The sequence below is a fragment of the Streptococcus oralis subsp. dentisani genome (assembly GCF_003944205.1).
GTDB classification, from domain to species: Bacteria; Bacillota; Bacilli; order Lactobacillales; family Streptococcaceae; genus Streptococcus; species Streptococcus oralis_BH.
In genome coordinates, this window is record NZ_RJPH01000009.1 from 65,987 (window position 1) to 92,666 (window position 26,680).

General features: G+C 40.1%; 36 protein-coding genes and 1 pseudogene. 30 read left to right on the plus strand and 7 right to left on the minus strand.

The annotated features are described in order from the left end of the window. Positions 1-10: 10 nt before the first annotated feature. The 12 genes from D8805_RS07175 to D8805_RS07230 all read left to right on the plus strand — a co-directional run bounded on the left by D8805_RS07175 (position 11) and on the right by D8805_RS07230 (position 8,750). Entirely contained in the window at positions 11-1,390 is a 1,380-nt protein-coding gene (locus D8805_RS07175) for a TrkH family potassium uptake protein (protein WP_000231440.1), read from the plus strand. Between the two features lie 13 nt (positions 1,391-1,403). Then, on the plus strand, positions 1,404-2,069 hold the full coding sequence (locus D8805_RS07180; RefSeq protein WP_001283891.1) for a potassium channel family protein: 666 nt from the start codon (positions 1,404-1,406) through the stop codon (positions 2,067-2,069). A 154-nt stretch (positions 2,070-2,223) separates the two neighbouring features. Next, positions 2,224-3,864, plus strand: a complete 1,641-nt coding sequence (locus D8805_RS07185) for an SSURE domain-containing protein (RefSeq protein WP_125416497.1) — start codon at positions 2,224-2,226, stop codon at positions 3,862-3,864. Between the two features lie 80 nt (positions 3,865-3,944). Next, positions 3,945-4,643, plus strand: a complete 699-nt coding sequence (locus tag D8805_RS07190; RefSeq protein WP_125416499.1) for a response regulator transcription factor — start codon at positions 3,945-3,947, stop codon at positions 4,641-4,643. Continuing rightward, entirely contained in the window at positions 4,640-5,674 is a 1,035-nt protein-coding gene (locus D8805_RS07195) for a sensor histidine kinase (RefSeq protein ID WP_000769387.1), read from the plus strand. The genes D8805_RS07190 and D8805_RS07195 overlap by 4 nt, the downstream gene beginning before the upstream one ends. A gap of 201 nt (positions 5,675-5,875) precedes the next feature. Next, on the plus strand, positions 5,876-6,487 hold the full coding sequence (rpsD, locus tag D8805_RS07200) for a 30S ribosomal protein S4 (RefSeq protein WP_000092756.1): 612 nt from the start codon (positions 5,876-5,878) through the stop codon (positions 6,485-6,487). Between the two features lie 617 nt (positions 6,488-7,104). After that, positions 7,105-7,287, plus strand: coding sequence for a hypothetical protein (locus D8805_RS07205; protein WP_000780387.1), 183 nt, complete (start codon positions 7,105-7,107; stop codon positions 7,285-7,287). Between the two features lie 75 nt (positions 7,288-7,362). Continuing rightward, positions 7,363-7,578 (plus strand): hypothetical protein, encoded by a 216-nt coding sequence (locus tag D8805_RS07210; protein WP_000043341.1) that lies wholly within the window; start codon positions 7,363-7,365, stop codon positions 7,576-7,578. 72 nt (positions 7,579-7,650) lie between these two features. Then, positions 7,651-7,878 carry a hypothetical protein gene (locus tag D8805_RS07215; protein ID WP_009013763.1) on the plus strand — a complete coding sequence of 76 codons (228 nt, stop codon included), beginning with the start codon at positions 7,651-7,653 and terminating at the stop codon, positions 7,876-7,878. Positions 7,879-8,018: 140 nt separating this feature from the next. Then, positions 8,019-8,279 carry a hypothetical protein gene (locus D8805_RS07220; RefSeq protein ID WP_125416518.1) on the plus strand — a complete coding sequence of 87 codons (261 nt, stop codon included), beginning with the start codon at positions 8,019-8,021 and terminating at the stop codon, positions 8,277-8,279. Beyond that, on the plus strand, positions 8,280-8,471 hold the full coding sequence (locus tag D8805_RS07225) for a hypothetical protein (protein ID WP_000177340.1): 192 nt from the start codon (positions 8,280-8,282) through the stop codon (positions 8,469-8,471). Positions 8,472-8,537: 66 nt separating this feature from the next. Then, on the plus strand, positions 8,538-8,750 hold the full coding sequence (locus tag D8805_RS07230; RefSeq protein WP_000710706.1) for a hypothetical protein: 213 nt from the start codon (positions 8,538-8,540) through the stop codon (positions 8,748-8,750). A gap of 286 nt (positions 8,751-9,036) precedes the next feature. Here D8805_RS07230 and D8805_RS10385 read toward each other — a convergent pair whose 3' ends face one another. Then, a complete protein-coding gene (locus D8805_RS10385) occupies positions 9,037-9,222 on the minus strand; it encodes a hypothetical protein (protein WP_009013804.1) in 186 nt (61 codons plus the stop codon). A gap of 28 nt (positions 9,223-9,250) precedes the next feature. On the opposite strand from D8805_RS10385, the gene D8805_RS07240 reads away from it, so the two are divergent. From D8805_RS07240 to D8805_RS07265, 6 genes and pseudogenes are all read left to right on the plus strand, one after another. Next, positions 9,251-9,865, plus strand: a complete 615-nt coding sequence (locus D8805_RS07240; protein ID WP_000250556.1) for a CadD family cadmium resistance transporter — start codon at positions 9,251-9,253, stop codon at positions 9,863-9,865. An 11-nt stretch (positions 9,866-9,876) separates the two neighbouring features. Beyond that, complete coding sequence (gene cadX, locus D8805_RS07245) at positions 9,877-10,215, plus strand: Cd(II)/Zn(II)-sensing metalloregulatory transcriptional regulator CadX (protein WP_000711083.1); 339 nt, start codon at positions 9,877-9,879, stop codon at positions 10,213-10,215. Positions 10,216-10,613: 398 nt separating this feature from the next. Beyond that, a pseudogene (locus tag D8805_RS07250) lies at positions 10,614-10,859 on the plus strand (TMEM175 family protein); the annotation flags it as partial. Continuing rightward, complete coding sequence (locus D8805_RS07255; RefSeq protein WP_000397556.1) at positions 10,841-11,182, plus strand: hypothetical protein; 342 nt, start codon at positions 10,841-10,843, stop codon at positions 11,180-11,182. The pseudogene D8805_RS07250 and the gene D8805_RS07255, both read left to right, overlap by 19 nt. 13 nt (positions 11,183-11,195) lie before the next feature. Then, a complete protein-coding gene (locus D8805_RS07260; RefSeq protein ID WP_001253404.1) occupies positions 11,196-11,519 on the plus strand; it encodes a potassium channel family protein in 324 nt (107 codons plus the stop codon). Continuing rightward, a complete protein-coding gene (locus D8805_RS07265) occupies positions 11,516-12,565 on the plus strand; it encodes a DUF389 domain-containing protein (RefSeq protein ID WP_000126416.1) in 1,050 nt (349 codons plus the stop codon). The genes D8805_RS07260 and D8805_RS07265 overlap by 4 nt, the downstream gene beginning before the upstream one ends. Positions 12,566-13,100: 535 nt before the next feature. On the opposite strand, the gene rpmG is transcribed toward D8805_RS07265, so the two are convergent. From rpmG to D8805_RS07290, 4 genes are all read right to left on the minus strand, one after another. After that, positions 13,101-13,250 (minus strand): 50S ribosomal protein L33, encoded by a 150-nt coding sequence (gene rpmG / locus D8805_RS07275; RefSeq protein WP_001265622.1) that lies wholly within the window; start codon positions 13,248-13,250, stop codon positions 13,101-13,103. A gap of 15 nt (positions 13,251-13,265) precedes the next feature. After that, positions 13,266-13,448, minus strand: a complete 183-nt coding sequence (gene rpmF / locus D8805_RS07280) for a 50S ribosomal protein L32 (RefSeq protein WP_000290417.1) — start codon at positions 13,446-13,448, stop codon at positions 13,266-13,268. Between the two features lie 148 nt (positions 13,449-13,596). Further along, the gene (locus tag D8805_RS07285; RefSeq protein WP_000796544.1) at positions 13,597-13,797 is read right to left on the minus strand and encodes a type II toxin-antitoxin system antitoxin; all 201 of its coding nucleotides are present in this window, start codon (positions 13,795-13,797) and stop codon (positions 13,597-13,599) included. 2 nt (positions 13,798-13,799) lie between these two features. After that, positions 13,800-14,807, minus strand: coding sequence for an SPFH domain-containing protein (locus tag D8805_RS07290; protein ID WP_000136839.1), 1,008 nt, complete (start codon positions 14,805-14,807; stop codon positions 13,800-13,802). A 184-nt stretch (positions 14,808-14,991) separates the two neighbouring features. On the opposite strand from D8805_RS07290, the gene ilvD reads away from it, so the two are divergent. Beyond that, positions 14,992-16,695, plus strand: coding sequence for a dihydroxy-acid dehydratase (gene ilvD, locus D8805_RS07295; protein WP_000137349.1), 1,704 nt, complete (start codon positions 14,992-14,994; stop codon positions 16,693-16,695). Positions 16,696-16,868: 173 nt separating this feature from the next. On the opposite strand, the gene D8805_RS07300 is transcribed toward ilvD, so the two are convergent. After that, complete coding sequence (locus D8805_RS07300) at positions 16,869-17,210, minus strand: metal-sulfur cluster assembly factor (RefSeq protein WP_001204052.1); 342 nt, start codon at positions 17,208-17,210, stop codon at positions 16,869-16,871. A gap of 123 nt (positions 17,211-17,333) precedes the next feature. On the opposite strand from D8805_RS07300, the gene D8805_RS07310 reads away from it, so the two are divergent. From D8805_RS07310 to D8805_RS07360, 11 genes are all read left to right on the plus strand, one after another. After that, positions 17,334-18,185 (plus strand): helix-turn-helix domain-containing protein, encoded by an 852-nt coding sequence (locus D8805_RS07310; RefSeq protein WP_125416501.1) that lies wholly within the window; start codon positions 17,334-17,336, stop codon positions 18,183-18,185. Between the two features lie 197 nt (positions 18,186-18,382). Then, positions 18,383-19,630: an MFS transporter gene (locus D8805_RS07315; protein ID WP_125416503.1), complete on the plus strand. Its 1,248-nt coding sequence runs from the start codon at positions 18,383-18,385 to the stop codon at positions 19,628-19,630. A 77-nt stretch (positions 19,631-19,707) separates the two neighbouring features. Next, a complete protein-coding gene (hisS, locus tag D8805_RS07320; RefSeq protein WP_125416505.1) occupies positions 19,708-20,988 on the plus strand; it encodes a histidine--tRNA ligase in 1,281 nt (426 codons plus the stop codon). A 143-nt stretch (positions 20,989-21,131) separates the two neighbouring features. Next, positions 21,132-21,338, plus strand: a complete 207-nt coding sequence (locus D8805_RS10390; protein WP_125416521.1) for a helix-turn-helix transcriptional regulator — start codon at positions 21,132-21,134, stop codon at positions 21,336-21,338. Next, a complete protein-coding gene (locus D8805_RS07330; RefSeq protein WP_125416507.1) occupies positions 21,335-21,538 on the plus strand; it encodes a hypothetical protein in 204 nt (67 codons plus the stop codon). The genes D8805_RS10390 and D8805_RS07330 overlap by 4 nt, the downstream gene beginning before the upstream one ends. Beyond that, positions 21,535-21,885 carry a PspC domain-containing protein gene (locus D8805_RS07335; protein ID WP_125416508.1) on the plus strand — a complete coding sequence of 117 codons (351 nt, stop codon included), beginning with the start codon at positions 21,535-21,537 and terminating at the stop codon, positions 21,883-21,885. Before D8805_RS07330 ends, D8805_RS07335 begins: the two co-directional genes overlap by 4 nt. 18 nt (positions 21,886-21,903) lie before the next feature. After that, positions 21,904-22,638: a DUF3169 family protein gene (locus tag D8805_RS07340; RefSeq protein ID WP_185774585.1), complete on the plus strand. Its 735-nt coding sequence runs from the start codon at positions 21,904-21,906 to the stop codon at positions 22,636-22,638. A gap of 9 nt (positions 22,639-22,647) precedes the next feature. Continuing rightward, a complete protein-coding gene (locus D8805_RS07345; RefSeq protein ID WP_125416510.1) occupies positions 22,648-23,289 on the plus strand; it encodes a CPBP family intramembrane glutamic endopeptidase in 642 nt (213 codons plus the stop codon). A 17-nt stretch (positions 23,290-23,306) separates the two neighbouring features. Further along, positions 23,307-23,525 (plus strand): hypothetical protein, encoded by a 219-nt coding sequence (locus D8805_RS07350; RefSeq protein ID WP_125416512.1) that lies wholly within the window; start codon positions 23,307-23,309, stop codon positions 23,523-23,525. 151 nt (positions 23,526-23,676) lie between these two features. Beyond that, positions 23,677-25,440 (plus strand): aspartate--tRNA ligase, encoded by a 1,764-nt coding sequence (gene aspS / locus D8805_RS07355; protein WP_125416514.1) that lies wholly within the window; start codon positions 23,677-23,679, stop codon positions 25,438-25,440. Continuing rightward, positions 25,418-26,359 (plus strand): YitT family protein, encoded by a 942-nt coding sequence (locus tag D8805_RS07360; RefSeq protein ID WP_125416516.1) that lies wholly within the window; start codon positions 25,418-25,420, stop codon positions 26,357-26,359. The genes aspS and D8805_RS07360 overlap by 23 nt, the downstream gene beginning before the upstream one ends. A 51-nt stretch (positions 26,360-26,410) precedes the next feature. Here D8805_RS07360 and D8805_RS07365 read toward each other — a convergent pair. After that, positions 26,411-26,680, minus strand: a 270-nt coding sequence (locus D8805_RS07365) for an IS3 family transposase (protein ID WP_142999746.1), incomplete at its 5' end; no start/stop codon positions are given.

A 26,680-nucleotide genomic window follows, 5' to 3' on the forward strand; every position in this document is an offset into this window, starting at 1 on the left:
CAATGTAGCTATGGTATTCAAATCATTTTTTGAAAAAATAAAGACGACGCTAGTTCGATTATCACCAGCTCGTCGCATCTTTTTAAGTTTTGCCCTAGTAATCTTCTTGGGTTCTCTCCTTTTAAGCCTACCCTTGGTTCAAGCAGCAACCTCACAAGCGACCTACTTTGACCATCTCTTTACGACTGTGTCCATGGTCTGTGTGACAGGGCTCTTCACCCAGCCGGTGGCCTCTACTTACAATATCTGGGGCCAGTTGATTTGCATGCTGTTGATCCAGATCGGTGGATTGGGGCTTATGACCTTTATTGGAATCTTTTATATCCAAGGGAAACAAAAGCTCAGTCTTCGTAGCCGTGAGACTATTCAAGAAAGTTTTAGTTATGGGGAAACCCAGTCCTTAAGGGACTTCATCCGCTCGATCTTTTTGACGACTTTTCTGGTAGAAGGGCTCGGTGCCTTTCTCCTGAGTTTCCGCTTCATTCCTGAATTTGGATGGGGGCGAGGGATTCTAACCTCTATCTTTTTGGCTATTTCAGCTTTCTGCAATGCTGGATTTGATAATTTTGGAAGTACGAGTTTAGCAGTCTTTCAGACGGACCCTTTGATCAATCTAGTGATTGCAGGATTGATTATAACGGGTGGCCTAGGATTTATGGTCTGGTTTGACCTAGCGATCCAGTTTGGGAAAAAGAAAAAACGCCGCCTGCGTTTCCATACCAAGTTGGTTCTCTTTTTAACGGCGGGAATTTTGCTCTTTGGAACAGTATCGACTCTCTTAATCGAGTGGAACAATCCAGGGACGATTGGGAATCTCAGCGTCCCAGAGAAACTATTGGTTAGTTTCTTCCAGACTGTCAGTATGAGGACAGCAGGCTTTGCCTCTATTGACTACACCCAGGCTCGACCAGTTACCTTACTGATCTACATTTTGCAGATGTTTCTGGGCGGGGCACCTGGAGGGACAGCAGGGGGACTCAAGATTACGACCTTCTTTGTCTTGTTGGTCTTTGCTCGCAGTGAATTATTGGGCTTGCCTCATGCCAATGTAGCTCGGAGGACCATTGAACCTCGAACCGTACAAAAATCTTTCAGTGTCTTTATTATCTTCTTGCTGACTTTCTTACTGGGCTTGATTTTACTAGGGATAACAGCAGAAGGAAATCCGCGCTTTATCTATCTCATGTTTGAGACCATTTCAGCACTTGCTACTGTTGGGGTAACGGCAAATTTAACACCAGAGTTAGGTAAGTTAGCCCTTAGTATCGTTATGTTGCTGATGTTTATTGGCCGTATTGGCCCCTTGACACTACTGGTCAGCTTAGCAGAATATAAGCCAGACAAGAAAGATTTGATTCACTATATGAAAGCAGATATCACTATCGGATAAGAAAGGAAAAACGATGTCAGATCGGACAATTGGAATTTTAGGTTTGGGAATTTTTGGGAGTAGTGTTTTGGCTGCTCTTGCCAAGCATCATATGAATATCATTGCTATTGATGACCACGAGGAGCGCATTAATCAATTTGAACCCGTGCTGGCGCGTGGGGTTGTTGGAGATATCACGGATGAAGAACTCCTTCTATCAGCTGGAATTGACACCTGCGATACCGTGGTTGTCGCAACGGGGGAAAATCTAGAATCCAGTGTTCTTGCAGTCATGCACTGTAAAAGTCTAGGGGTGCCGACCGTCATTGCCAAGGTAAAAAGTCACATGGCCAAAAAGGTACTGGAGAAAATTGGTGCGGACTCGGTCATCTCACCGGAATTTGAAATGGGACGTTCGTTAGCGCAGAGAATTCTCTTTCATAACAGCGTAGATGTCTTTCAGTTGGACAAGAATGTTTCAATTGTCGAGATGAGAATCCCCCAATCTTGGGGGGGGAAAAGCCTTAGCCAGCTAGATTTACGTGGGCGATACAATCTCAATGTACTTGGATTTCGTGACTATGAAAATTCTCCTCTAGATGTTCAATTCGGTCCCGATGACCTTTTACGGTCAGGCGCCTATATCATGGCGGTGATTAATAACCAACATTTGGATACTCTAACAGAGCTTAGTGAGTAGGAGAGGAAGGGTTGTTTTCTTCCTCAATGATTAATGAATCAATATAAGTATTTTATAAGAGGGATTTAAGAAAAATTTTAACTTTTTCTTAATCCTTTTTAATTTTAGGAGATTATACTAGAGCCATCAAATAAAAAGCTCTAAGGAGAATCCTATGAAATTCAATCCAAATCAGAGATATACTCGTTGGTCTATTCGCCGTCTTAGTGTCGGTGTTGCCTCAGTTGTTGTGGCCAGTGGCTTCTTTGTCCTAGTTGGACAACCAAGTTCTGCACGTGCTGATGTCGTCAATCCGACTCCTGCCCAAGTCGTGCCAGACGCAACTTCGGTGAGTGAAAAGAGCGACTTACCAGCAGAGGCTCTCAAAAAAGCAGTCGATGTAGCTCTTCCTTCAGAGCAGTCTGTTCCAACACCTAAAGTAAGTGTGGATACGACAAGCTCTTCAGAAAAAGCGGACGCAACTGCTAAAGAGCTAGTAGTAGCACCAAAAGAAGAAGTGCAAGCACAACCTGACTCTAAGAAACAAACAGAAGATGCAGTTAAACCTGTGGAAAGTCCTGCGTCTACAGTTTCTGTACAAGACCGTGAAGCCAGTGAAGCGCAAGCAGCAACCACCCCAGCTGAAGTGCAAAAAGGTGTGGCTGACAACACCAAAGATACAGTAGATGTCCCAGCCACTTACTTGGACAAGGCTAACTTCCCTGGTCCCTTCACAGCCGGTGTCAACCAAGTTATTCCATACGAAGCCTTTGGTGGAGATGGTATGTTGACTCGCCTTATCTTGAAAGCCTCTGATAAGGCTCCATGGTCAGACAACGGAACGGCTAAAAATCCAGCTCTCTCACCAGTAGAGAAATTGGGCAAAGGCCTTTACTTCTACGAAGTGGATTTGGCAGGCACCCAAGGCAAATCTGACAAAGAGCTGCTTGACCTCTTGAAACAAAATGGAACTCAAAGTTATAAGGCAACCATCAAGGTGTACGGTGCGAAAGATGGCAAGCCTGACTTAACTAATCTGGTAGCGACTAAAGATTTGACTGTTAATTTGAACGGCTTGACCACACCAGCTGAAGTGCAAAAAGGTGTGGCCGACAACACCAAAGATACAGTAGATGTCCCAGCTAGCTATCTTGACAAAGCCAATTTCCCAGGACCATTTACAGCTGGTGTCAACCAAGTCATTCCATACGAAGCTTTTGGTGGAGATGGTATGTTGACTCGCCTCTTGTTAAAAGCCTCAGATAAAGCCCCATGGTCAGACAATGGAACAGCGAATAACCCAGCGCTATTGCCACTTGAAGGCTTGGCTAAAGGCCAATATTTCTACGAAGTGGATTTGAATGGCAACACGACAGGCAAAGAAGGACAAGCCCTTCTAGATCAACTTCGTGCCAATGGCACTCACACTTACCAAGCTACTGTTAAAGTGTATGGTTCTAAAGATGGCAAACCAGATTTGACCAATCTGATTGCTACTCGTCAAGTAACGATTCAGCTTCGTGGAAAGGAAATGGCGACAACACCATCTCAACAAGGTCAGATGAATACGAAACCTTCTGAAACAGGCTCTACAGGTACAACTGAGGGTATGATGGGCACAAATCACCGTATGTCAGACATGAAGACCGATCAACCGGCTTCTAGCCCAATGACTAATATGATGAAAAAAGATGATAAAGCGATGCTACCAAATACTGGGGAAGCTCAAACAGCTACAGCTGGACTTGGTATCTTTGGTCTAGTCTTGGCAGGTCTTGTTGGACTTTTGGGTTTGACAACCAAACGAGAAGATTAAGATTCAAATCACTTAAACATTAGAGAAAATAGTGTTATACTAAAGCAAGTATAACACTGTTTTTATCGAAGGAGTGTCAGATGAAAAAGACAATTTTGCTGGTTGATGATGAGATAGATATCCTAGATATTCAAAACCGCTATCTTTTACAGGCAGGATACGATGTTTTGATTGCCCATGATGGTAAAGAGGGATTAGAGCTTTTCAGAAAAAAATCTATTGACCTCATCATCACAGATATCATGATGCCCAATATGGACGGTTATGATTTTATCAGTGAAGTTCAGTATATCGCTCCGGATCAACCCTTCCTCTTTACAACTGCTAAGACAAGCGAACAGGATAAGATTTATGGATTAAGTTTGGGGGCAGATGATTTTATAGTCAAACCCTTTAGCCCACGCGAATTGGTTTTAAGAGTGAATAATATCTTGCGTCGCCTTAGCCGTGGAGGAGAGACAGAACAGATCGAGTTTGGTGACTTAGTGATCAACCATGTGACTCATGAGGTTCGCATTGGGGAGCAACCTTTGGAATTGACAGTAAAATCCTTTGAACTTCTATGGATATTAGCCAGCAATCCCGAGAGAGTCTTTTCAAAGACGGAACTTTATGAGAAGGTATGGCAAGAGGACTATGTGGATGATACCAATACACTCAATGTTCATATCCATGCTTTGAGGCAAGAGTTGACCAAGTATACGAATTCAAATGCTCCTGCTATCAAAACTGTCTGGGGTTTGGGTTATAAGATGGAAAGACCAAGAGGTAGAACATGAAATTAAAAAACTATATTTTAGTGGGGTATCTAGTGTCGACTCTACTAACGATTTTGGTCGTTTTCTGGGCAGTCCAACGGATGTTGATCGAGAAAAGTGAAGTTTACTTTCTCGTTGGAATGACCTTGATTGCTAGTTTCATTGGCGCTGCAGTGAGCATCTTTCTTTTGTCGCCAGTGTTCTCTTCTCTGAAACATTTGAAAAAACAAGCTCAGGATATAGCAAGCAAGGATTTCAGCACAGAAATTGAAACCAAGGGACCATTAGAATTTCAAGAGCTGGGCCAGGCTTTTAATGACATGTCCCACAATTTGCAAGCCACCTTTCAATCACTTGATGAGAGCGAGCAAGAAAAGAGAATGATGATTGCGCAGCTCTCTCACGATATTAAAACTCCCATTACCTCCATTCAGGTTACTGTGGAGGGAATTCTAGATGGAGTGATTAAGGAAGAGGAGCGACTCCACTACTTAGCCACGATTGGTCGGCAAACCGAGCGTCTAAACAAGCTAGTGGAGGAATTGGATGTTCTGACTCTTAACACCCAACCTCAAGATACTGCTGATGAAGAAGTCGAAGAGGTCTTTTTAGATCAGCTGTTGATTGAGTCAATGAGTGAATTTCAACTCCAGATTGAACAAGAGGAGCGAGATGTTTACATTCAAGTATCACCTGAGTCGGCGAAAATCAAGAGCCATTCTGACAAACTTTCTCGCATTCTGGTCAATTTGTTAAACAATGCCTTTAAATATTCAGAACCAGGAACCAGAATCGAGGTTCTTGCCCAATTAACAGAACAAGAGCTGAGAATCAGTGTGAAAGACGAGGGTCAGGGAATCCTTCCTGAGGATTTGGAAAAGATCTTTAAACGACTTTATCGTGTAGAAACTTCGCGCAATATGAAGACAGGTGGACATGGATTAGGACTTGCGATTGCACGCGAACTAGCCCATCAGCTTGGTGGCGAAATCACAGCAGAAAGTCAATATGGCTTAGGAAGCAAATTTACATTCAGCCTCAATTTGAAATAAAGCTGTAAAATCCCTTTACATATCTAGCTTTTCATGGTATAATAGCCTTTGTGTGAAATAGCAGCAGGAAAGCATGAAGCTCGTCAACAGGTGTCTTATGACAAGTAACCTTGGCTGTTTAGGCGAAGGGCATCTGCACGAATCAGGGCTTTCTAAGTGACTATTTCCGCCAAATATTATTTATATCAGGAGGACATACATATGTCACGTTATACAGGACCATCTTGGAAACAAGCTCGTCGCCTTGGCCTTTCACTTACAGGTACAGGTAAAGAATTGGCACGTCGTAACTACGTACCAGGACAACACGGACCAAACAACCGTTCTAAATTGTCAGAATACGGTTTGCAATTGGCTGAAAAACAAAAACTTCGTTTCACTTACGGTGTAGGTGAAAAACAATTCCGTAACTTGTTCGTACAAGCTACAAAAATCAAAGGCGGAATCCTAGGTTTCAACTTCATGCTTCTTTTGGAACGTCGTTTGGATAACGTTGTTTACCGTCTTGGTCTTGCGACTACTCGTCGTCAAGCTCGTCAATTCGTAAACCACGGTCACATCCTTGTTGACGGAAAACGCGTTGATATCCCATCATACCGTGTAACTCCAGGTCAAGTAATCTCAGTTCGTGAAAAATCATTGAAAGTTCCAGCAATCCTTGAAGCAGTAGAAGCTACTCTTGGACGTCCAGCATTCGTATCATTCGATGCTGAAAAATTGGAAGGTTCATTGACTCGCTTGCCAGAACGCGACGAAATCAACCCAGAAATCAACGAAGCACTTGTCGTTGAATTCTACAACAAGATGCTTTAATTTTAAGAAATATCTTACAGAAAGCCTACAACAGTGGGCTTTTTGCTTTGTCTTAAAAGGTTGATTTCTGGGTTTGCTTAGATATTTGCTAGATTGATTTCATTGCTGCTTCAAAGAATGAGACGGCTTTTTTTGCGTTCTCTTTTGAGAGGTAAAAAGAAGCGTGACCCTCCCACAGCTATAGAGCTTTTAGGCGGGAAAACCACACTTCTTTCTTGAATTAATTTTACATCATTTTGACTTAAAAAACAAATAGAGGCGTCCCACCTCCTACCGCAGAAAGATCTGTTTCAAGGGGAGATGGAAAACCTCTATTCGTTAATTTAATTATAGCCTAAAAAACTTTTAAATACAAGGCTATTGAGATAGTAAGGGGGAAAAAAGAAGTAACCATCATTCCGACCACATAGTAGACAGGGGGGAACAAGATTACTTCCTTTATTTACTTAAGTATACAACATTTTTACAAGAAAGCAAAGTAGCAGGTTAGTCTAATGGGGTGCTTGTTGTACTTTAGCAAGTAAGGTGTGCTATAATGCTTTTAACAGGAACTAAAAGCCATTAGTAAATAACTAATATTGGGTCATATTGTTCCGATGTTAGAGAGAAGGAACTTAATGAAATTATGGGAATATGTTGATAAAAATGTTCGCCTTATTTTAGAAGATGGGACCTCCATCAAGGGTAGGGTGGTTGATTGGTTTGACGGTTATGATTTAGATGGTCCTGACGAAATAGTTATAGGTGATCGCTCATATCCTGAAGATATTATCAAGAAAATCAAAATTATTAGTGCTTAGTTCAACCTAGGCGATTTTATCGACTAACTATAAAAAGTATAAGAACTATCGAAAAAATAGCAGAGAGGAAAATAAATGAGTAAACAGCTTTGGAAGTATCTTCGATCAAGGGTTCAGATAGTCACTAATTGCGATAAGATAATCAAGGGACGTGTCATAGACTTTGTTGACGAAATGGACAATGATGAGCAAGATGAAATCACTATTCTCATTGCTAATCCTAGTCCAGATGAAGCTACTGAAATTTCTCTCTTTGAGAGTGAGATTGTCTCGATTAAAACAATCTCATAGGACTTAGAACAATCTAGGTGCTTTTACCTGCCTTATTTGAAAGAAAACACTATGGAAAAGGATTTAGTTTATATGGCAATATTAGATGATTTACAAGAGTTATATGACAATGGTTGGGATGCCTCTTTTGATTATAATGGTCAAGTATGTGGGATTTTTCCTAATTCTGTTCATGATATTGTAGTGGTGATTGGAGATAAGGAATACCAGGTATCATCATTCATTGATCTGATTTCTCTAAAAATTGACGATAACACTTTAGTAGAAATTATGGATGGAATTGAAGTGCAGTATTATTAAAATAAAAATCATCTTTGATGAATGAACTGCACCCCAAAAATTAGATTTTGTCTGTTAAATTTTTGGAACGTAGCTCAATATGCTACAACGTTCTTATTAGGAGGGGAAGGGTAAAGGGTTATAGTCAACAAGTATTAGACATGCTCCAGCAAACAGTCAGTGGTCAGATTGATAATTTTTGGGATTTTTCCTTTACGTTTAACGCTCTTTTTGGAGAAGATGCGGAATTTTCCGAGGCTTGGGATAATGAAAACTCTGAAATGTTTGACGCTCTCAATGACTTTGAGTTGATGATATTTTTAGAGGAACATGATCCAAGCGACAAACAAGGTTTTATCGATTTCTTAACACCTTACTACGAAAAAGCAAAGCAATTAGCCAATATTGAAAGGAATATTTAAATGACACTCTGGAAATTTAACCGTACAGATGTAATTATCACGTTAAAAAATGGCGCGGTAGTTAGAGGATTTGTAGAAGACTATTGTGACGCCTCTGACAATGACGAGGAGATTGACTCCTTGCTGGTAGATGTTGATGGAACTCTTTATGAATATTTTGAAGATGAAATCGTCAGCATCATAGAAAGCTAGTAGTGGGAATAGAATCTAAGGAAAAAATCTTGTTTGTTGAGATTGTTTTAGTTGGGATGGTCCTATATGAAAAAGGATGAAATTAAAAAATATTTAGACAAAGATCTTGAATTTAATTATAATAGCCGAGGTGCTTGCTTTTTATCGAGTATATGTGTAGTTGGTTATGATTATGAAGGTCAGCAGTTTGATACAATTGATGAAGCTATGGAAGCTAAAGTATTTGACGGGAAAAGCTTAGTAGATATATGGGATGAAGTTTTTCCACAAGTTTTTTAAAATGAAAAGCACCTTTGATGAACTGCACCCCAAAAGTTAGATTTTTTCTGTCTAACTTTTGGGGTGCAGTTCAAATGTATGAGATATTTTTAGTTTTGATTTAATTTCGATATTTTTCCGGAAAATACTTATTTTTCGGAAAGTCAAGATTTTGTTATTATTTATGATATACTGGTACCGTAATTATATCCTTACAGAGGTTAAGTAAGGGTTTCAGTACACGTCAATAGATGTCAAAATATTGATTTTAAGCGATTTTTGATTTTTGGAAACTCATTATATCGCACTACAAATCAATAAAAACTCTACCTTTTACTCTACCTTTTTTAGATAAATATATCATCTGGATATTGAAGTTAAGCCCTGCTATCATTTCGATGGCAGGGCTTTTTAATGTTTGGGACACTACCTTCTTATCTATATTTTGATGGAGCTGAAGTTGACATCTACAAAGTTTAATGTTAAAATACATTCAAAAATATATTTGAATGAGGTGCTTTATGGTTCAAAATGTTGTTACTTCAATAATCCTGTATTCTGGGACAGCCGTAGACTTACTTATTATCCTAATGTTATTTTTTGCCAAAAGAAAAAGCAGAAAAGACATCATTAACATCTATTTAGGACAATTTCTAGGCTCTGTTAGTCTAATATTGCTAAGTTTACTTTTTGCATTTGTCTTAAATTATATTCCTAGTAAAGAGATTTTAGGTTTGCTCGGTTTGATTCCAATTTTCCTAGGACTCAAAGTTTTGCTTTTAGGAGATTCTGATGGAGAAGCTATTGCAAAAGATGGTTTGCGCAAAGATAATAAAAACCTGATTTTTCTAGTCGCTATGATTACTTTTGCAAGTTGTGGTGCTGACAATATTGGTGTTTTTGTCCCATATTTTATTACCTTAAATTTAGCGAATTTGATAGTGGCTTTACTTACCTTTCTAGTCATGATTTATCTCTTGGTTTTTTCTGCCCAAAAATTGGCACAAGTCCCTTCTGTTGGAGAAACTTTGGAAAAATATAGCAGATGGTTTATTGCCGTTGTTTATTTAGGACTGGGGATGTATATCCTGATTGAAAACAACAGCTTTAACATGCTAAGGACTGTGTTCGGCTAGGAGAAAAAATTATGAAAAAAGATAGTATCTGCCAAGTGAATATTATAAATCAGCAAAATGTTACAACCGCAACGAACTACCTTGAAAAGGAAAAAGTCCAAAAATCACTTCGTATTTTATCAAAGTTTACCGATAATAAACAGATAAATATCATCTTTTATCTCCTTGCTGTTGAAGAACTCTGTGTCTGTGATATAGCCTGTTTACTAAATCTCAGTATGGCATCTGCCTCCCACCATCTTCGTAAACTAGCCAATCAAAACATCTTGGATACTAGAAGAGAGGGGAAAATTATATATTATTTTATAAAAGATGAGGAAATCAAAGACTTTTTTAATCAACTAGGATAACAACTATTTTTACTACTTTATCATGATTATATATAGGACTTATCTATGAAATTTTTTGATAAAAATTACTCACATGAAAGACTACTCGTAGCAAATCTTTAAGAAAAAAGTATAATTTAAAGCAAAGCGACCTAGGTAATGCAGGTCAAGTTAGCCAAGTTTAAAAGGGAGAAATCTGAAAGAAAATGTATCTTTGATAGTAGTCATTTATTGTGAAATATGATATATTTATTGATTAGATGGATGAATATTTCTAAAGTTAAATAAAATATGACAGATACATGCTTTTTAGTGTATCTTGTTTGTACTCAAAATATGAAGTGACTATCCAATATTTAAGATTAATAAATATTATACGATGAGATAGAATACTACAAAATGAAAGGCAACGTAATCTGATGAAGAAAGATAGATTAATTGCATTGACAGATGCTGTTCTAGCAATTATTATGACCATTTTGATTTTAGAGTTAGAAAAACCAACGACACCAAGTCTTCAAGCTTTTTGGGATTTACGGCAAAATTTCTTTGCTTATTTTCTTTCCTTTTTCTGGTTGGGATCGTTATGGATGGCACTAAACACATTATGGGAAAAGGTTGAGAAAATTTCCTCAGAAATTATTTGGTGGAATTTGTTTCTACTCTTGGAGCGGCAGGAGTTCTCTTTGGAGAATTTCATGCCATCCAAGATACCAGTCTGAATGATGTGGTGGACCGGATCTATATAAATGTCAAGGATTTACCGTTTCAGTCCTTGGGAGCTTTAGCTAATATCCTGTCTGATGTTAAGAAGGGACTGATTCAAGACAGTCATATCTGGTCTTTCTTCCAGTCATTTTTCAAACAATATCAGTTGATAATCAGCTTAAATCAGATCTATCAGTTTGTCTATCTTTCTCTGATGGAGATCATGTCCTATCTTCACTTTGATTATTGGAAAAAACGGCTCGGTCAGGAGCTAGTATGAATAAGGAGAACAAATGAGACGTTTAAAAATGTTATGGCATATTATACAGGTTACGGGTTTTACTCGGTTTGCTCTGAGTTTTGTGACCTTTGTTTTTGGGTCAGGAGGCGTGCTTTTCCTAGTTGAACCTGCTATCACAAATTACGGAGACGGTCTTTGGTATGCTTTTGTGACTTCGACGACTGTCGGCTACGGGGATCTCCTAGCTGTGACCTTGATTGGAAGGATTACCAGTGTCTTCTTGACGATTTATGGGCTCATATTTTTTGGCTGTTTATCAGCTGTTATTATTAATTATTATACCGATTTAAATAAGGAAAGAGGAGAGGACAAATGACTGCCAATTATTCAACACGGGAATACCGTGAGAAATTATACGATGACCTTCATGTTCGATTGAGAGATACAGCGATTTTGATGTGTGCAATTTTTATTGCCTCTATCGGTCTAAATATGAATTCAACAGCTGTTATTATTGGAGCCATGTTAATTTCACCTCTCATGACACCGATTGTTGGACTGGGATTCGGTTTAGCTATTTTTGATACGCGTTTAATCAAGCAATCTCTAGAGGTTTTATTGACTCAAGTGTTGGTCAGTTTGCTTGTCTCGACTCTGTATTTCTGGATTTCTCCCTTGTCTTATGCAAGTAGCGAGTTGATCGCACGAACCTCTCCAACCATTTGGGATGTTCTCATTGCTATTGCTGGTGGGATTGCTGGTGTGATCGGTTCAAGGAAAAAAGAAGCAAACAATATCGTGCCAGGAGTAGCCATTGCTACAGCTTTGATGCCGCCTATCTGTACTGCTGGCTATGGTTTAGCTAATGGGAATGTACGATTTTTATTGGGGGCTCTCTATCTTTTCTTGATCAACTGTGTCTTTATCATGCTAGCCAACATTGTTGGAACAAGAATTTTGATGAGAAAATCTCCTTTAACTTCATTTAAAGAGCTGAGCATTAAAATGAGAATTGGCTTGATTTCTTTGATTGTATTGTTGATTCTTCCAGCTAGCTATTCGGCAGTTACTCTGACAATAGAACAAGCGCGCAAAGAAGGGATCAAACAGTTTGTAGGAAAAGAGTTCGCCAATTATACGGTTATTAATCAAGTCTACAAGTCAAGTAACAATGAATTGGTCTTGACGGTTGTTGGAGATCCGATTTCAGAAGAAGAATTAGAAACACTCCACCAAAAACAAGCCTCTTACGGTATTCAATCTGTTCAATTGAAAGTGAATCAAGTTCAGAACTCGCCAACATTAGATAGTGAAGCGACCAAGGAATTTTATGAAAACATTGACAAGTATATTGATCAAAAACTCTCTGAAAAAGATTCACAAAACGATCTCGTAAAAGAAAATGAAGCAGACAAGGATTGAGGACAATGAACTGAATCGGTTTTTACGCCGTGTTTTTCTTGTATCTTCCTCTTTCTTACTTATAGCAGGTTGTTTTTGCTTGAATAAGAAATAAATTAGAAGTTCTATCATCTAAGAAAAATGATGAAAAAAATCATTTAACTAATGGTGTGAACGTTTAGTGTTTATCAGCTCCATTCTCTGTAATTTTGGGGGTAAAATCCACACCATTTAGATAAAATTAGTTGAATTTGATTGGAAAAACGCTTTTATAAAAGCGGAGAAAAGTCTTGATATTACGCTGTTTTTAGTCCAACTGAAATTCATACTTTCCAAACCAGGTCTTACGATTTGTAAGTAAAAGAGCAAATAAAAAAGAGGAGCTTGACACTAAAGTTCCTCTTCTTTTTAAATAAACGAATCAGTTTCTTATTACATAAAAGGTAGTGAAAAAGGTAGTGATTCGATTGATTCATATCGCAATGTAGTGAAATTTCGAAATTCAAGAATTGCTTTAAATCAAGGTTTCTAAAGTCTACTGACGTGTAGTGAACCCTTATTTAACCTCTGTAAACACAACGTGTTTGCGAAGTTTTGGTGAGTATTTCTTCAATTGAAGACGGTCTGGAGTGTTACGTTTGTTTTTAGAAGTAAGGTACAAGCGTTCACCAGATTCTTTGTGTTCAAGTGTGATATTTACGCGCATGGTATCTCCCTTCTATTATTCAGCTGATGCAGCTTTAGCGATTTTACGTCCTTTGTAGTATCCTTTAAGTGATACACGGTGAGAACGTGAGTAATCTCCAGTAGTTTCGTCAAAGTTTACAGATGGAGCTGTTACTTTGTAGTGGGTACGACGTTTGTTTTTCTTCGCTTTTGAAGTGCGACGTGCAGGTACTGCCATTTTGATTTCTCCTTTTAAGATATAATTCAGTTAGGTTTGATTTTCATCAACTTTAATAGTATATCAAAACTTTTTTGTAAAGTAAAGTTACTTGACAAAAAAAAGATGAAAAAATTCTCCTGTCCGATCTAGCAGACAGGAGAAGGTGTTAAATATCAATCTCAAATGGTTCGTCAATGGTTTCTGATACGTATTTTCCGTCTTTCTTCCGTTGCTTGACACACTCTGTAAGGAGATATTCGATTTGCCCATTGACTGAACGAAAGTCGTCTTCTGCCCATGATGCGAGTGCAGCGTATAACTTTGTTGAGAGTCGAAGGGGAATCTGCTTTTTTTTAGCTTCAGCCATCTTTAGTAAAGACTTCCTGCGTTGACAATTGGTTGTGCATCATGATTACCACAGAGAACGACTAGGAGATTTGAAACCATGGCAGCTTTTCGTTCTTCGTCAAGTTCTACCAATTCTCCTTCATTGAGACGTTCTAGTGCCATTTCAACCATTCCCACAGCGCCGTCTACAATCATCTTACGGGCATCAATAATGGCAGATGCTTGTTGGCGTTGAAGCATAACAGCTGCAATTTCTGGTGCATAAGCTAGATAAGTGATACGTGCTTCAAGGATTTCCAAGCCAGCATCTTCTACGCGACTTTGGATTTCTTCACGAATACGGTTAGCTACAATTTCACTAGAGCCACGGAGACTACCTTCATCTGCTTGTCCATCCCCTGTAGTATCTACATTAGGAGACACATCGTAAGGATAGATGCGGACAATATTACGAAGGGCGCTATCACACTGCAATGAGAGATATTCTTTATAGTTATCAACGTTGAAGACTGCTTTGGCTGTATCGACAACTCTCCAAGTTACCGCAATTCCAATTTCAACAGGGTTACCTAAGCAATCGTTAATCTTTTGACGGGAATTGCTCAAAGTCATAACTTTGAGGGAAATCTGTTTCTTGCCAATTTCAAGGTTTACATCATTGCCATTTGATGATTTCATTCCTGAAAAAGGAGATTTTGTGCTAACATCACCACTTTGACCAAGTCGAGTGTGGTTTGCAGGGTTGACTGCTATGCTAAAAGGATTGACAAAGTAAAAACCAGGTTCTTTGATGGTACCTGTATAATTACCAAAGAGGGTCAAAACCAGAGCTTCCTGAGGTTTGACAACTTTTAAACCAGCATGAGCTAGAACTGAAATTAAGATTAATAAAAGACCGATAATAATTCCAAAAACGTTTTCCGAACCAGCACCCATTATAAATATAAAGATACCAAGTACGAGTGTCAATTCAATGAGAATTAATGCGAATACACCATTTGGTTTTGAATTGATTAGTTTTTCAGTCATAAGAATGACCTCCTGCTTTATGATATCTAAATGATATCACTTTAATTTATAAAGTCAAGAAATAAATGTAACATTTTTAAAGAAAATATTGCTGTATAGAATTTTCTGAAAATTCAAGAATTTTCTTCTGTTCATTGCCTTTAAAATGTGCTATAATAGTAAAAACTGAAACGGGAGGGATAAGATGACTGAATTAGATAAACGTCACCGCAGTAGCATTTATGATAGCATGGTTAAATCACCAAACCGTGCTATGCTTCGAGCGACTGGTATGACAGATAAGGACTTTGAAACACCGATTGTGGGAGTGATTTCGACTTGGGCGGAAAATACACCATGTAACATTCACTTGCATGATTTCGGGAAATTAGCTAAAGAAGGTGTCAAATCTGCAGGTGCTTGGCCTGTACAGTTTGGAACCATTACCGTAGCGGACGGGATTGCCATGGGAACGCCTGGTATGCGTTTCTCTCTAACATCTCGTGATATCATTGCGGACTCTATCGAGGCGGCGATGGGTGGTCATAACGTCGATGCCTTTGTCGCTATCGGTGGCTGTGACAAGAACATGCCTGGTTCTATGATTGCCATTGCTAACATGAATATTCCAGCTATTTTCGCCTATGGTGGAACCATTGCACCGGGAAATCTTGATGGAAAAGACATTGACTTGGTTTCTGTTTTTGAGGGAATCGGAAAATGGAACCACGGTGACATGACAGCTGAGGACGTGAAACGTCTTGAATGTAATGCCTGCCCGGGCCCTGGTGGCTGTGGTGGTATGTATACAGCTAACACCATGGCGACTGCTATCGAAGTTCTCGGTATGAGTTTGCCAGGATCTTCATCTCACCCAGCTGAATCAGCCGACAAGAAAGAAGATATCGAAGCAGCAGGACGTGCTGTTGTTAAGATGCTGGAACTTGGTCTCAAACCATCAGATATCTTGACTCGTGAAGCCTTTGAAGATGCCATCACTGTAACGATGGCTCTCGGTGGTTCTACAAATGCCACTCTTCACTTGCTTGCCATTGCCCATGCGGCTAATGTTGACTTGTCACTTGAGGACTTCAATACAATCCAAGAACGTGTGCCTCACTTGGCTGACTTGAAACCATCTGGTCAGTATGTCTTCCAAGACCTCTACGAAGTCGGTGGTGTGCCAGCGGTTATGAAATACCTTTTGGCAAATGGTTTCCTTCATGGCGACCGTATCACATGTACTGGTAAGACAGTCGCTGAAAACTTGGCTGACTTTGCAGACCTTACACCAGGCCAAAAAGTCATTATGCCACTTGAAAATCCAAAACGTGCAGACGGTCCGCTTATCATCTTGAACGGGAACCTTGCCCCTGATGGAGCGGTTGCCAAGGTATCAGGTGTTAAAGTGCGTCGTCACGTTGGACCAGCTAAGGTCTTTGACTCAGAAGAAGACGCTATCCAGGCTGTCTTGACAGATGAAATCGTTGATGGCGATGTTGTCGTTGTTCGTTTCGTTGGACCGAAGGGTGGTCCTGGTATGCCTGAGATGCTCTCACTTTCTTCTATGATCGTTGGTAAAGGTCAAGGAGATAAGGTTGCCCTCTTGACAGATGGACGCTTCTCTGGTGGTACTTATGGTCTGGTTGTCGGACATATCGCTCCTGAAGCTCAGGATGGTGGACCGATTGCCTACCTCCGTACAGGTGACATCGTTACGGTTGACCAAGATACCAAAGAAATTTCCATGGCCGTATCTGAAGAAGAACTTGAAAAACGCAAGGCAGAAACAACCTTGCCACCACTTTACAGCCGTGGTGTTCTCGGTAAATATGCCCACATCGTATCATCCGCTTCTCGCGGAGCCGTGACAGACTTCTGGAATATGGACAAGTCAGGTAAAAAATAAACTCAAAAAGCAAGCCATTTCGGCTTGCTTCTTTTCATCTTCAAAAGTGATTTGCCTGCTTATACTCAATAAAAATCAAAGAGCAAACTAGAAAGCTAGGCGCAGGTTGCTCAAAGCACAGCTTTGAGGTTGGAGATAAAGCTGACGTGGTTTGAAGAGATTTTTGAAGAGTATTAACGAGGTGGCAGTCCAAGGGCGATACGGCCGTAGCGACTGATTCGTGTGATCTTCCAAGCAGGCGACCAGGTAACTTCAACCTTGACATCTTCGATACCCTCGATTTGTTTGAGACCTGCGACGATTTCGATAGGCAGGCTTTCGGCGCAATCGCAGGCAGTGTCGGTGAAAGTCATGACAATCTTGCAGAGACCTGTTTCATCCAGATTAATTTCATAAATCAGTCCTAGATTATAAACATCCAATTCCACATCTGTATCAAAAACCTTCTCTAGTTTTTCGATAATTTGGTCTTGTAAGGCCAAAGCGCGGTCATTGATTTTGATATCGTCTCTCATAACAGTCCCTCCACGTGATAAATATCCTCTATTTTCTCATAATTCTGACAATTTAGCAAGTTTTTGATGAATTTTCTGAAAAATATGATAAAATGAAGAAAATACGGAATCAAGGGGAAGTCTATGGAGCAGATTGGAAAAGTCTTTAGACAATTACGAGAGTCAAAAAATATCTCGCTGAGACAAGCAACTGGGGGACAATTTTCGCCGTCCATGTTGTCCCGATTTGAAACAGGTCAGAGTGAACTTTCGGTGGGAAAGTTTCTGTTTGCCCTAGAAAATATATCTGCGAGTGTAGAGGAAATCCTCTTTCTGGCGAGAGGTTTTCAGTATGATACAGATTCTGAGTTGAGAAAAGAAATCACAGATATCTTGGATCCAAAGAACATAGCGCCTCTCGAGGACTTGTATCGCAAGGAGTATCAAAAGTCTGCCAATTCTCAAAACAAACAGAAACATATTCTAAATGCCATTATGATCAAGTCTTATATGAAGAGCATGGATGAAACGGTAGAGTTAACAACAGAGGAAGGGAAAGTCCTTCATGATTACCTGTTTTCTACCGAGATTTGGGGAAGCTATGAACTCAATTTGTTCTCAGTTAGTTCCCCACTCCTATCTGTTCCTCTTTTTACTAGATATGTACGAGAAATGGTCCGAAAATCTGATTTTCTAATGGAAATGAAGGGAAATCGGAACCTATTTCACACCATGCTACTGAATGGTTTTTTAGCCAGTATTGAGTGTGAAGAATTTACCAATGCCCATTATTTTAAACGTGTCATCGAAGAGCATTTCTACAAGGAAAATGAGACCTATTTCCGAATTGTCTATTTGTGGGCGGAAGGTCTCCTTGATAGCAAGCAAGGCAGAGTTAAGGAAGGACAAAAAAAGATGGAAGATGCTGTTCGTATTTTTGAGATGCTTGGCTGTAATAAATCTGCTGAATACTATCGAAAAACGACCGATTGTTGAATATCTGCAAACCAAGAAAAAAATTTGAAATTTGAAGCGATAGAACTCTTGCCCTCTCTCAGGTCATTACAAAGGTTCTATCGTTTTTTTCTTATTTTGTGTGTTGCATATATTCAAAAGTTCTCCATCTCAAATTTCTAAGTGCTATACTATAGTCATACTTCATATAGGGATTAGAACAAGAAGGGAGATTACCTATGAAACTATTGTTTAGAAATCAAGCTTATCGTCTCTTGACTTTGTCACGATTCTTCAATGCTTTTGGTGCTTCAATTTTTAACCTGGTATTTATCGTCTATGCATCGACCTTGCCACAAGCATCTTTTGCGGTTGCTATGGCGAATATTGTCATGATTCTTCCGACTCTCTTTACAGTTTTTGTAGGGATTCGGGCAGATTACACGAGGGACAAGGTCAAATGGATGACCTATAGCGGTTTGTTTCAGGCTCTTCTCTTTTTCCTGGCAGCTCTGGTGCTTGGTCAAGCTGGTCTTTTTGCCTTTTCTAGCTTATGTTTGATCAATGTCATTAGCGATGTGATTAGTGATTTTGCAGGTGGCTTACGCATGCCTCTCGTTAAGGAAAAAGTAGCTGAAAATGATCTGATGGAGGCTTATTCTTTTTCCCAGTTTATCACCTATATTTCAGCTATTGGTGGTCAAGCTTTCGGAGTCTGGCTCTTAGGTCTATCGGTCAATAATTTTTCTCTCGTTGCGGGAATCAATGCCTGTTTTTTTCTAGTATCAGCCGCTATTCTCTTTTTAGGAAAAAGAAAATTAAGCCGGTCAATTTCATCTGCTGATGGTGAAATCCTAAAAAATGAGAAGCTTTCTATCAAAGAACAGTTCCTAACAATTTACCGAAATTTACGTCTCGTTTTTCTAAAAAGTGGACAGAAAAACTTTGGGTTCATGATCTTTGCTGTCTTGCTTATCAATGCCCTGGGCGGCGCTCTGGGAAGCATTTATAACATCTTCTTTTTGAGCCATTCTCTCTTAAATTTTTCTTACACAGAGGCACTATTTATCGAACAAGTTTGTGTTTTATTAGCAATCATCATCAGTAGCCTTACGGGCAATGATTATTTTGGGAAGCAGTCCTTGCCTAGATTGATGATGTGGGCGACATTAGGAGTCAGTCTAGTTGGTCTGGCTAACTTATTCAATCAAGTCGTGCTTGGTTTGCTATTCCTCTTTTTAACCTTGTATGTGTCTGGTAAAGTGTCCCCAAAGATTAGTGCCATGCTCATGAAAAATCTAGCTCCAGAGGTTCTAGCTCGTACCAGTAATTTTTTGGGTTTATTGTTTACCTTATCAGTACCTCTTGGTACAGCCTGTTTTTCACTTGTAGCCGTATGGAATATGCAGTTGACTTGGATCTTTTTTGTTGTCCTTTCCTTGCTGGCTATCCTTTTGACAAGTCTGAATCTCAAAAATGATATGTAAATCCTAATTTTTTTCATACTGTCTTAATCCCTCTATTTATGGTAAAATAAGACTATTAAGTTTAAAGAGGATTCCCTATGAAATTACAAAAACCAAAAGGAACGCAGGATATTTTACCTGCTGAGTCTGCCAAATGGCAGTATGTTGAGGGCTTTGCCCGTGAAATTTTCAAGCGTTATAACTATGCAGAAGTGCGCACGCCTATTTTTGAGCATTACGAGGTTATCAGTCGCTCTGTCGGAGATACAACGGATATCGTAACCAAGGAAATGTACGATTTCTATGACAAGGGTGACCGCCATATCACCCTTCGTCCAGAAGGAACTGCGCCAGTCGTCCGCTCCTATGTTGAAAATAAACTCTTCGCACCAGAAGTGCAAAAGCCAAGTAAGTTCTATTACATGGGCCCTATGTTCCGTTATGAGCGTCCACAGGCAGGTCGTTTGCGTCAGTTCCACCAGATTGGTGTTGAGTGTTTTGGCTCAAGCAATCCAGCTACCGATGTGGAAACCATCTCTATGGCAGCTCATTTCTTGAAAGAAATCGGCATCCAAGGTGTCAAATTGCATCTTAATACTCTTGGAAATCCTGAGAGCCGTGCGGCTTACCGTCAAGCCTTGATTGCCTATTTGACACCGCTCAAGGAGACCTTGTCTAAGGATAGCCAGCGTCGTTTGGAGGAAAATCCCCTCCGTGTCTTGGACTCTAAGGAAAAAGAAGACAAGGTGGCAGTGGAGAATGCACCGTCTATCTTGGACTTCCTTGATGAAGAAAGCCAAGCTCATTTTGATGCTGTCCGTCAGATGTTGGAAAATCTTGGAGTAGACTATATCATCGATACCAATATGGTGCGCGGTCTGGACTACTACAACCACACCATTTTCGAGTTTATCACTGAGATCGAAGGCAATGACTTGACCGTCTGTGCAGGTGGTCGCTACGATGGTTTGGTTGCCTACTTTGGTGGTCCTGAAACTGCTGGATTTGGGTTTGGCCTTGGTGTGGAGCGCCTGCTTCTCATCCTTGAAAAGCAAGGAGTGGCCCTCCCTGTCGAAAACGCCCTAGATGTCTATATCGCAGTCTTGGGTGAGGGAGCAAATGTCAAGGCCTTGGAATTGGTACAGGCTCTTCGTCAACAAGGATTTAAAGCAGAGCGTGATTACCTCAACCGTAAACTCAAAGCTCAGTTCAAGTCAGCCGATGTCTTTGCGGCTAAGACCCTCATCACGCTAGGAGAGAGCGAAGTCGAAAGCGGACAAGTGACGGTCAAGAACAACCAAACACGAGAAGAAGTGCAAGTATCACTTGATGCTATCAGCCAAAACTTCTCAGAAATCTTTGAAAAATTGGGCTTTTAATGACAGATAAACTGGTCAGGATCTTATTCCTGACCTTTTTCTTTTGCAAAATGACAAAAATCATAAACTTTTTGACAAATATACTTGTCAAAAAGAAAAAGATGTGTTACAATATAAGCAAGTTAAGAGTAAAGGAGAAAGGAATGCTTAAAAATCGTTTAAAAGAGCTTCGGGCTCGCGATGGTCTCAATCAAACCGAACTGGCCAAGTTAGCAGGAGTTTCCAGACAGACCATTAGCCTACTAGAACGGGACGAATACACCCCGTCCATTGTAATCGCCCTGAAGATTTCACAGATATTCAATGAACCAGTCGAGTCGGTATTTCGGATAGAGGAGGATGAGGAATGAATAAGTATAAAGTGATTTATTATGTAGTTGCCATAGCTCTATTAGTCAGCGTATTTCTATTGATTGGGATAGAATTAGGCTGGTTTAGTTCCTATCAAAGTGACCAATTTATTTGGGCCTACTTTGCTCTCATCCCAGTAGTTGACTGGATTGAAAAGAAATCAAAAAATTTAGCAAGTGAAAAAGGAGAAAAATCATGAGAGAGTTTTTAGCAGGTTTTCAAGTCGATACTGAGCACAAAGAACTTGCCGGTGTTTGTGCAGGTTTAGGAAATTATTTTAACATTCAAGCCAATATCGTTCGTTTGGTGACAGTCTTGTTATTTCTCTCTTCGACGGAGATTGGGATTATAACAGTAACTCTCTATGCCTATCTAGCAGGTTGGCTTGGGAATGAACCCTTGGGAGATGGAGCAAAAAAAGCAAGAAATCAAGCTATTCTCTTACTTTCTGTTTGTTTGATTTTGGTGTCACTTGGAACAGAAGGCTTAACAGCTATTTATGAATCAGGGAAAGCATTTGGTCAGTGGTTAGTTGGATTGGTTTAGATTAGAAAGAGTATGAATATGAAAAAGAAACGTGGATTGTTATTTTTAATGGCTGTTATCTTGGGAGGCTTCTTGGGCAGTTTTGCAGGGATGTTTAAGACACGTGCAGAATCCCATGGAACTATTTTAGATGTAAAGGTCTTGATACCATGGATATCAGCTATTTGTTTACTGTTAGGTTTTATTAGCATTCTTTTGACTTTCAATTTCTTAAAGAAAAGTAGAAAGTTTCACTCCTTGTATCAAGAGGAAATGGATGATGATCTGAATGAAACCTATTATGTGCAAATGTATCGTAATCTTGAGTTTGGAACCATCGCTTTTAATATAACAGGCGTAGCGATTTTATTGTCTCTCTTCATTTCAGGAAGTGAAGTAATTGTACTGAATGTAAGCTATCTAACATTATCTCTTTCTTTTTTGGCATTAGCGATGGTTTTCAGTGCTCAAAAATATCTCTATAAAACAATTGCAATCGTTCGTCAGTTTGATTTGGAATTCTTCTCTACACCAAAGGATGTTTTGGACTATATAAATTCTTATGATGAAGGGGAGCGTCAGGCTAATTTGGAACAGAGTTTTCGGGTTTTATTCCAATTAAATCAGTATGTTTTGCCAGGTCTCTACTTTCTGATTGATCTCTTTTCTTTATTGACAGGAGAGATTCAGTTACTAGCTTTCTTGCTCGTAGGAACTATCCATATTTACATCAATGTGATGCAGTTACCTATGGTAAAACGCTATTTCAAATAGGAGTCTTTTATGAAATTACTTAAAAATCTTGGCTGGTTTCTTCTAGCTGTTCTATCCTTTTTCTTTGGCTATGGTCTGGTTCAGAGTATGGCTTTATCAGCTCTTGGACTAGGGGCTTCAATCTTTGGAGTCTTGCCACTTTATATCGTCCTGTCAGGGGCCTATGTTTATGGAGTTTACAGATGGTATCAGACAGAAAAGGTTAGCATCCAGACGACTGCTTTTAATCGTTATATCTGGTTGCCAACACTGGTTTTGCTAGTGGCGATTACAGCCCAGTTCTTTTTGCCAGATGATCCGTCGGTCAATCAACAAATCGTATCACAGCTGACAGTTGCACAGCCTGTCTTTGGTTTCTTTATGGTGGTGGTCTTTGCTCCTCTGACAGAAGAACTCATTTTTAGAGGGATGTTAGCGCGCTATCTCTTTCCTAAACAGAACAACAGCAAACAGACAGCTCCGTTTCTCCTCGTATCAAGTGTGCTTTTTGCCTTGATTCATTTTCCAGGAACTTTGCAACAGTTTTTAGTTTATGCCAGTCTGGGATTGAGTTTGGGTCTGGCTTATGTGAACCGAAAAGGCCTTCTTTACAGTATTTCTCTCCACGCTTTGAATAATTTAATCGGCTTTTTGATGATACTCATGCTATAATAGAGTCAGGAGGTCACATGAAACGAGTAATTTTATTAGCAGTGATACAGGCAGTCGTTCTCTTCTTTATCATCGGGGCACTTGCCTATGCCTTTAAAGGCGACTTCTTTTACAACTATCTAGCAGTTGTCTTTGCGCCTATTGCAGGAATCTTACGTTTTGCGACAGCTTATGCGACGGAGATTGTCCTACCCAAAAAGGCAACTGAGATTGCCGAAAAGCGTAAAAAAGGTTAAAAATCATATTTAGGGAATCCGATGACGTTTTCATCGGATTTTTTGTCTGTTCGTTTTGATTTCTAAAGACAATCAAACTTTTCTGCTGATTTTCATGAAGAGCCTGCGCTTTTATGGTAAAATAGTAACAGAATAAAAGAGGAGAGAAAACATGAAACGTAGTATGTATGCTGGTCGTGTTCGTGAGGAACATATCGGACAAGAAATTACTTTGAAAGGATGGGTTGGCCGTCGTCGTGACTTGGGTGGTTTGATCTTTATCGACCTTCGTGACCGTGAAGGAATCATGCAGTTGGTTATCAACCCTGAAAAAGTATCTGCAGAGGTCATGGCAACAGCTGAAAGTCTTCGCAGTGAGTTTGTCATCGAGGTGACTGGGCAAGTCGCTGCGCGTGAGCAAGCTAATGATAAGTTGCCAACAGGTGCGGTTGAGTTGAACGTGACAGCTTTGACGGTGCTTAATACAGCCAAAACAACGCCTTTTGAGATTAAGGATGGGATTGAGGCCAATGACGATACACGTTTGCGTTACCGTTACCTTGACCTTCGTCGTCCAGAAATGCTAGAAAACCTTAAGCTTCGTGCTAAGGTGACCCACTCTATCCGTAACTACTTGGATGAGTTGGAGTTTATCGATGTGGAGACGCCATTCCTTTCTAAATCAACGCCAGAAGGGGCGCGTGACTATTTGGTGCCATCTCGTGTCAATAAAGGGCATTTTTACGCCCTTCCTCAAAGTCCACAAATCACGAAACAGCTCTTGATGAATGCTGGGTTTGACCGTTACTACCAAATCGTCAAATGTTTCCGTGACGAGGACTTGCGTGGTGATCGTCAGCCTGAGTTCACTCAGGTCGACTTGGAAACATCCTTCCTTACGGAGCAAGAAATCCAAGATATTACAGAAGGCTTGATTGCGCGCGTGATGAAAGAAAACAAAGGCATTGACGTGACGCTTCCATTCCCTCGTATGAAATACGACGATGCGATGGCACTTTATGGTTCTGACAAACCTGATACCCGTTTTGACATGTTGCTTCAGGACTTGACAGAAGTGGTCAAGGGTGTTGATTTCAAAGTCTTCTCAGAAGCACCTGCCGTTAAAGCCATTGTAGTCAAAGGAGCTGCAGATAACTACTCACGTAAAGACATCGACAAGATGACCGAAGTAGCCAAACAGTACGGAGCCAAAGGTCTTGCTTGGGTCAAGGTAGTTGATGGAGAATTAAATGGACCAGTTGCCAAGTTCTTGACTGGGATCCAAGCAGATTTGACTGCAGCACTTGGTCTTGAAGATAAGGATTTGGTTCTATTTGTGGCGGATACGCTTGAAGTGGCCAATGCAACACTAGGCGCCCTTCGTGGCCGTATCGCCAAAGAGCTTGACTTGATTGATAACGATAAATTCAACTTCCTTTGGGTGGTTGATTGGCCAATGTTTGAATGGTCTGAAGAAGAAGGTCGCTACATGAGCGCCCACCATCCATTTACTCTTCCACAGGAAGAAACAGTCCACGAATTAGAAGGCGATTTGGCTAAGGTTCGTGCCATTGCTTACGATATCGTCTTGAACGGTTATGAGCTTGGTGGTGGTAGTCTTCGTATCAACCAAAAAGACCTTCAAGAACGCATGTTCAAGGCTCTTGGTTTCTCAGCTGAAGAAGCAAATGACCAGTTTGGTTTCCTTCTTGAGGCCATGGACTATGGTTTCCCACCACATGGTGGTTTGGCTATCGGTCTTGACCGTTTTGTGATGCTCTTAGCAGGAGAAGAAAATATCCGTGAAGTCATTGCCTTTCCTAAGAACAATAAGGCAACCGACCCAATGACACAAGCTCCATCAACAGTCGCTCTCAAACAACTAGAGGAACTCAGCTTACAAGTAGAAGAAGATGAAACAAGCAAAACAAATTAAGCGGTGGCGCTATTATCTGCGCCGCTTTGCTTATCAGATAAAAATCTTACGAGTTTTACAAAGTATCTCTCGGGAAAAATATGATGAGAAAGTATCGGCCTCTCTGGTTTATGGCTTTTTGTCAGCAGTAGCAGTCAATTTCTTTTTTCAACCAGGACACGTTTACTCCAGTGGTGCGACCGGTTTGGCACAGATTATCTCTGCCTTGAGTCATCACTGGTTTGGCTTTTACATTCCGATATCGCTAACCTTTTATGCTATCAATTTTCCATTGATGATTTTAGCTTGGTATCAGATTGGGCATAAGTTTACAATCTTTACCTTTATCACAGTATCCATGAGTTCTCTCTTTATCCAGCTTGTGCCAGTTGTGACCTTGACAGAGGATCCCATCATCAATGCCCTTTTTGGGGGTGTTGTCATGGGCTTGGGGATTGGTTTTGCGCTCCGTAACAATATTTCAAGCGGAGGTACAGATATCGTCAGTCTCACCATTCGAAAGAAAACGGGTAAGAATGTCGGTAGTATTTCTTTCCTGGTAAATGGAACCATCATGCTGATAGCAGGATTGACCTTTGGTTGGAAATACGCCCTCTACTCTATGATTACCATTTTTGTATCGAGTCGTGTGACAGACGCTGTCTTTACCAAGCAAAAACGCATGCAGGCCATGATTGTGACCAATAATCCTGACAAGGTAATCGAAAAAATCCATAAGAAATTGCACCGCGGAGCAACCATGATCCACGATGCAGAAGGAACCTATAATCATGAGAGAAAAGCAGTCTTGATTACGGTTATCACTCGAGCAGAGTTTAATGATTTTAAACACATCATGAAACAGGTCGATCCGACAGCCTTTGTCTCTGTATCCGAAAATGTCCACATCCTCGGACGATTCGTAGAAACAGACAATTAGACATGCAAAAACCAGCTCTGTGTACTGACCCCAAAAAGTTAGACAAATAATTTAAGCGAAGGATTTAGTTCTGTATTGCATAGGGCTAAGTCCTTTTAGTTTGACCTTAATTCGTTTGTTGTTGTAGTAATCAATATAGTCCACAATAGCTTGTTCCAATTGCTTAAGCGACTGAAACGCCTTCTCATAACCATAAAACATTTCCGATTTCAAAATGCCAAAGAAAGATTCCATCATACCGTTGTCTGGGCTGTTACCTTTACGTGACATAGATGTTTGGATTCCCTTACTCTCTAAAAACCTGTGATAAGAATCGTGTTG

Excerpts from the sequence above, each read along its gene's own strand:
- D8805_RS07190 (WP_125416499.1), top strand. The coding sequence starts at position 3,945 with ATGAAAAAGACAATTTTGCTGGTTGATGATGAGATAGATATCCTAGAT.
- D8805_RS07290 (WP_000136839.1), bottom strand. The coding sequence starts at position 14,807 with ATGACTGAAAAACTAATCAATTCAAAACCAAATGGTGTATTCGCATTA.
- D8805_RS07360 (WP_125416516.1), top strand. The coding sequence starts at position 25,418 with ATGAAACAAGCAAAACAAATTAAGCGGTGGCGCTATTATCTGCGCCGC.
- D8805_RS07285 (WP_000796544.1), bottom strand. The coding sequence starts at position 13,797 with ATGGCTGAAGCTAAAAAAAAGCAGATTCCCCTTCGACTCTCAACAAAG.
- ilvD (WP_000137349.1), top strand. The coding sequence starts at position 14,992 with ATGACTGAATTAGATAAACGTCACCGCAGTAGCATTTATGATAGCATG.
- D8805_RS07175 (WP_000231440.1), top strand. The coding sequence starts at position 11 with ATGGTATTCAAATCATTTTTTGAAAAAATAAAGACGACGCTAGTTCGA.
- D8805_RS07265 (WP_000126416.1), top strand. The coding sequence starts at position 11,516 with ATGACTGCCAATTATTCAACACGGGAATACCGTGAGAAATTATACGAT.
- D8805_RS07230 (WP_000710706.1), top strand. The coding sequence starts at position 8,538 with ATGAAAAAGGATGAAATTAAAAAATATTTAGACAAAGATCTTGAATTT.
- D8805_RS07240 (WP_000250556.1), top strand. The coding sequence starts at position 9,251 with ATGGTTCAAAATGTTGTTACTTCAATAATCCTGTATTCTGGGACAGCC.
- D8805_RS07210 (WP_000043341.1), top strand. The coding sequence starts at position 7,363 with ATGAGTAAACAGCTTTGGAAGTATCTTCGATCAAGGGTTCAGATAGTC.
- rpsD (WP_000092756.1), top strand. The coding sequence starts at position 5,876 with ATGTCACGTTATACAGGACCATCTTGGAAACAAGCTCGTCGCCTTGGC.
- D8805_RS10390 (WP_125416521.1), top strand. The coding sequence starts at position 21,132 with ATGCTTAAAAATCGTTTAAAAGAGCTTCGGGCTCGCGATGGTCTCAAT.
- D8805_RS07220 (WP_125416518.1), top strand. The coding sequence starts at position 8,019 with ATGCTCCAGCAAACAGTCAGTGGTCAGATTGATAATTTTTGGGATTTT.
- D8805_RS07185 (WP_125416497.1), top strand. The coding sequence starts at position 2,224 with ATGAAATTCAATCCAAATCAGAGATATACTCGTTGGTCTATTCGCCGT.
- D8805_RS07300 (WP_001204052.1), bottom strand. The coding sequence starts at position 17,210 with ATGAGAGACGATATCAAAATCAATGACCGCGCTTTGGCCTTACAAGAC.
- D8805_RS07310 (WP_125416501.1), top strand. The coding sequence starts at position 17,334 with ATGGAGCAGATTGGAAAAGTCTTTAGACAATTACGAGAGTCAAAAAAT.
- D8805_RS07340 (WP_185774585.1), top strand. The coding sequence starts at position 21,904 with ATGAAAAAGAAACGTGGATTGTTATTTTTAATGGCTGTTATCTTGGGA.
- cadX (WP_000711083.1), top strand. The coding sequence starts at position 9,877 with ATGAAAAAAGATAGTATCTGCCAAGTGAATATTATAAATCAGCAAAAT.
- D8805_RS07260 (WP_001253404.1), top strand. The coding sequence starts at position 11,196 with ATGAGACGTTTAAAAATGTTATGGCATATTATACAGGTTACGGGTTTT.
- D8805_RS10385 (WP_009013804.1), bottom strand. The coding sequence starts at position 9,222 with ATGTATTTTAACATTAAACTTTGTAGATGTCAACTTCAGCTCCATCAA.
- D8805_RS07315 (WP_125416503.1), top strand. The coding sequence starts at position 18,383 with ATGAAACTATTGTTTAGAAATCAAGCTTATCGTCTCTTGACTTTGTCA.
- D8805_RS07350 (WP_125416512.1), top strand. The coding sequence starts at position 23,307 with ATGAAACGAGTAATTTTATTAGCAGTGATACAGGCAGTCGTTCTCTTC.
- D8805_RS07225 (WP_000177340.1), top strand. The coding sequence starts at position 8,280 with ATGACACTCTGGAAATTTAACCGTACAGATGTAATTATCACGTTAAAA.
- D8805_RS07330 (WP_125416507.1), top strand. The coding sequence starts at position 21,335 with ATGAATAAGTATAAAGTGATTTATTATGTAGTTGCCATAGCTCTATTA.
- D8805_RS07215 (WP_009013763.1), top strand. The coding sequence starts at position 7,651 with ATGGCAATATTAGATGATTTACAAGAGTTATATGACAATGGTTGGGAT.
- D8805_RS07345 (WP_125416510.1), top strand. The coding sequence starts at position 22,648 with ATGAAATTACTTAAAAATCTTGGCTGGTTTCTTCTAGCTGTTCTATCC.
- D8805_RS07180 (WP_001283891.1), top strand. The coding sequence starts at position 1,404 with ATGTCAGATCGGACAATTGGAATTTTAGGTTTGGGAATTTTTGGGAGT.
- rpmF (WP_000290417.1), bottom strand. The coding sequence starts at position 13,448 with ATGGCAGTACCTGCACGTCGCACTTCAAAAGCGAAGAAAAACAAACGT.
- hisS (WP_125416505.1), top strand. The coding sequence starts at position 19,708 with ATGAAATTACAAAAACCAAAAGGAACGCAGGATATTTTACCTGCTGAG.
- D8805_RS07205 (WP_000780387.1), top strand. The coding sequence starts at position 7,105 with ATGAAATTATGGGAATATGTTGATAAAAATGTTCGCCTTATTTTAGAA.
- D8805_RS07195 (WP_000769387.1), top strand. The coding sequence starts at position 4,640 with ATGAAATTAAAAAACTATATTTTAGTGGGGTATCTAGTGTCGACTCTA.
- D8805_RS07335 (WP_125416508.1), top strand. The coding sequence starts at position 21,535 with ATGAGAGAGTTTTTAGCAGGTTTTCAAGTCGATACTGAGCACAAAGAA.
- rpmG (WP_001265622.1), bottom strand. The coding sequence starts at position 13,250 with ATGCGCGTAAATATCACACTTGAACACAAAGAATCTGGTGAACGCTTG.
- aspS (WP_125416514.1), top strand. The coding sequence starts at position 23,677 with ATGAAACGTAGTATGTATGCTGGTCGTGTTCGTGAGGAACATATCGGA.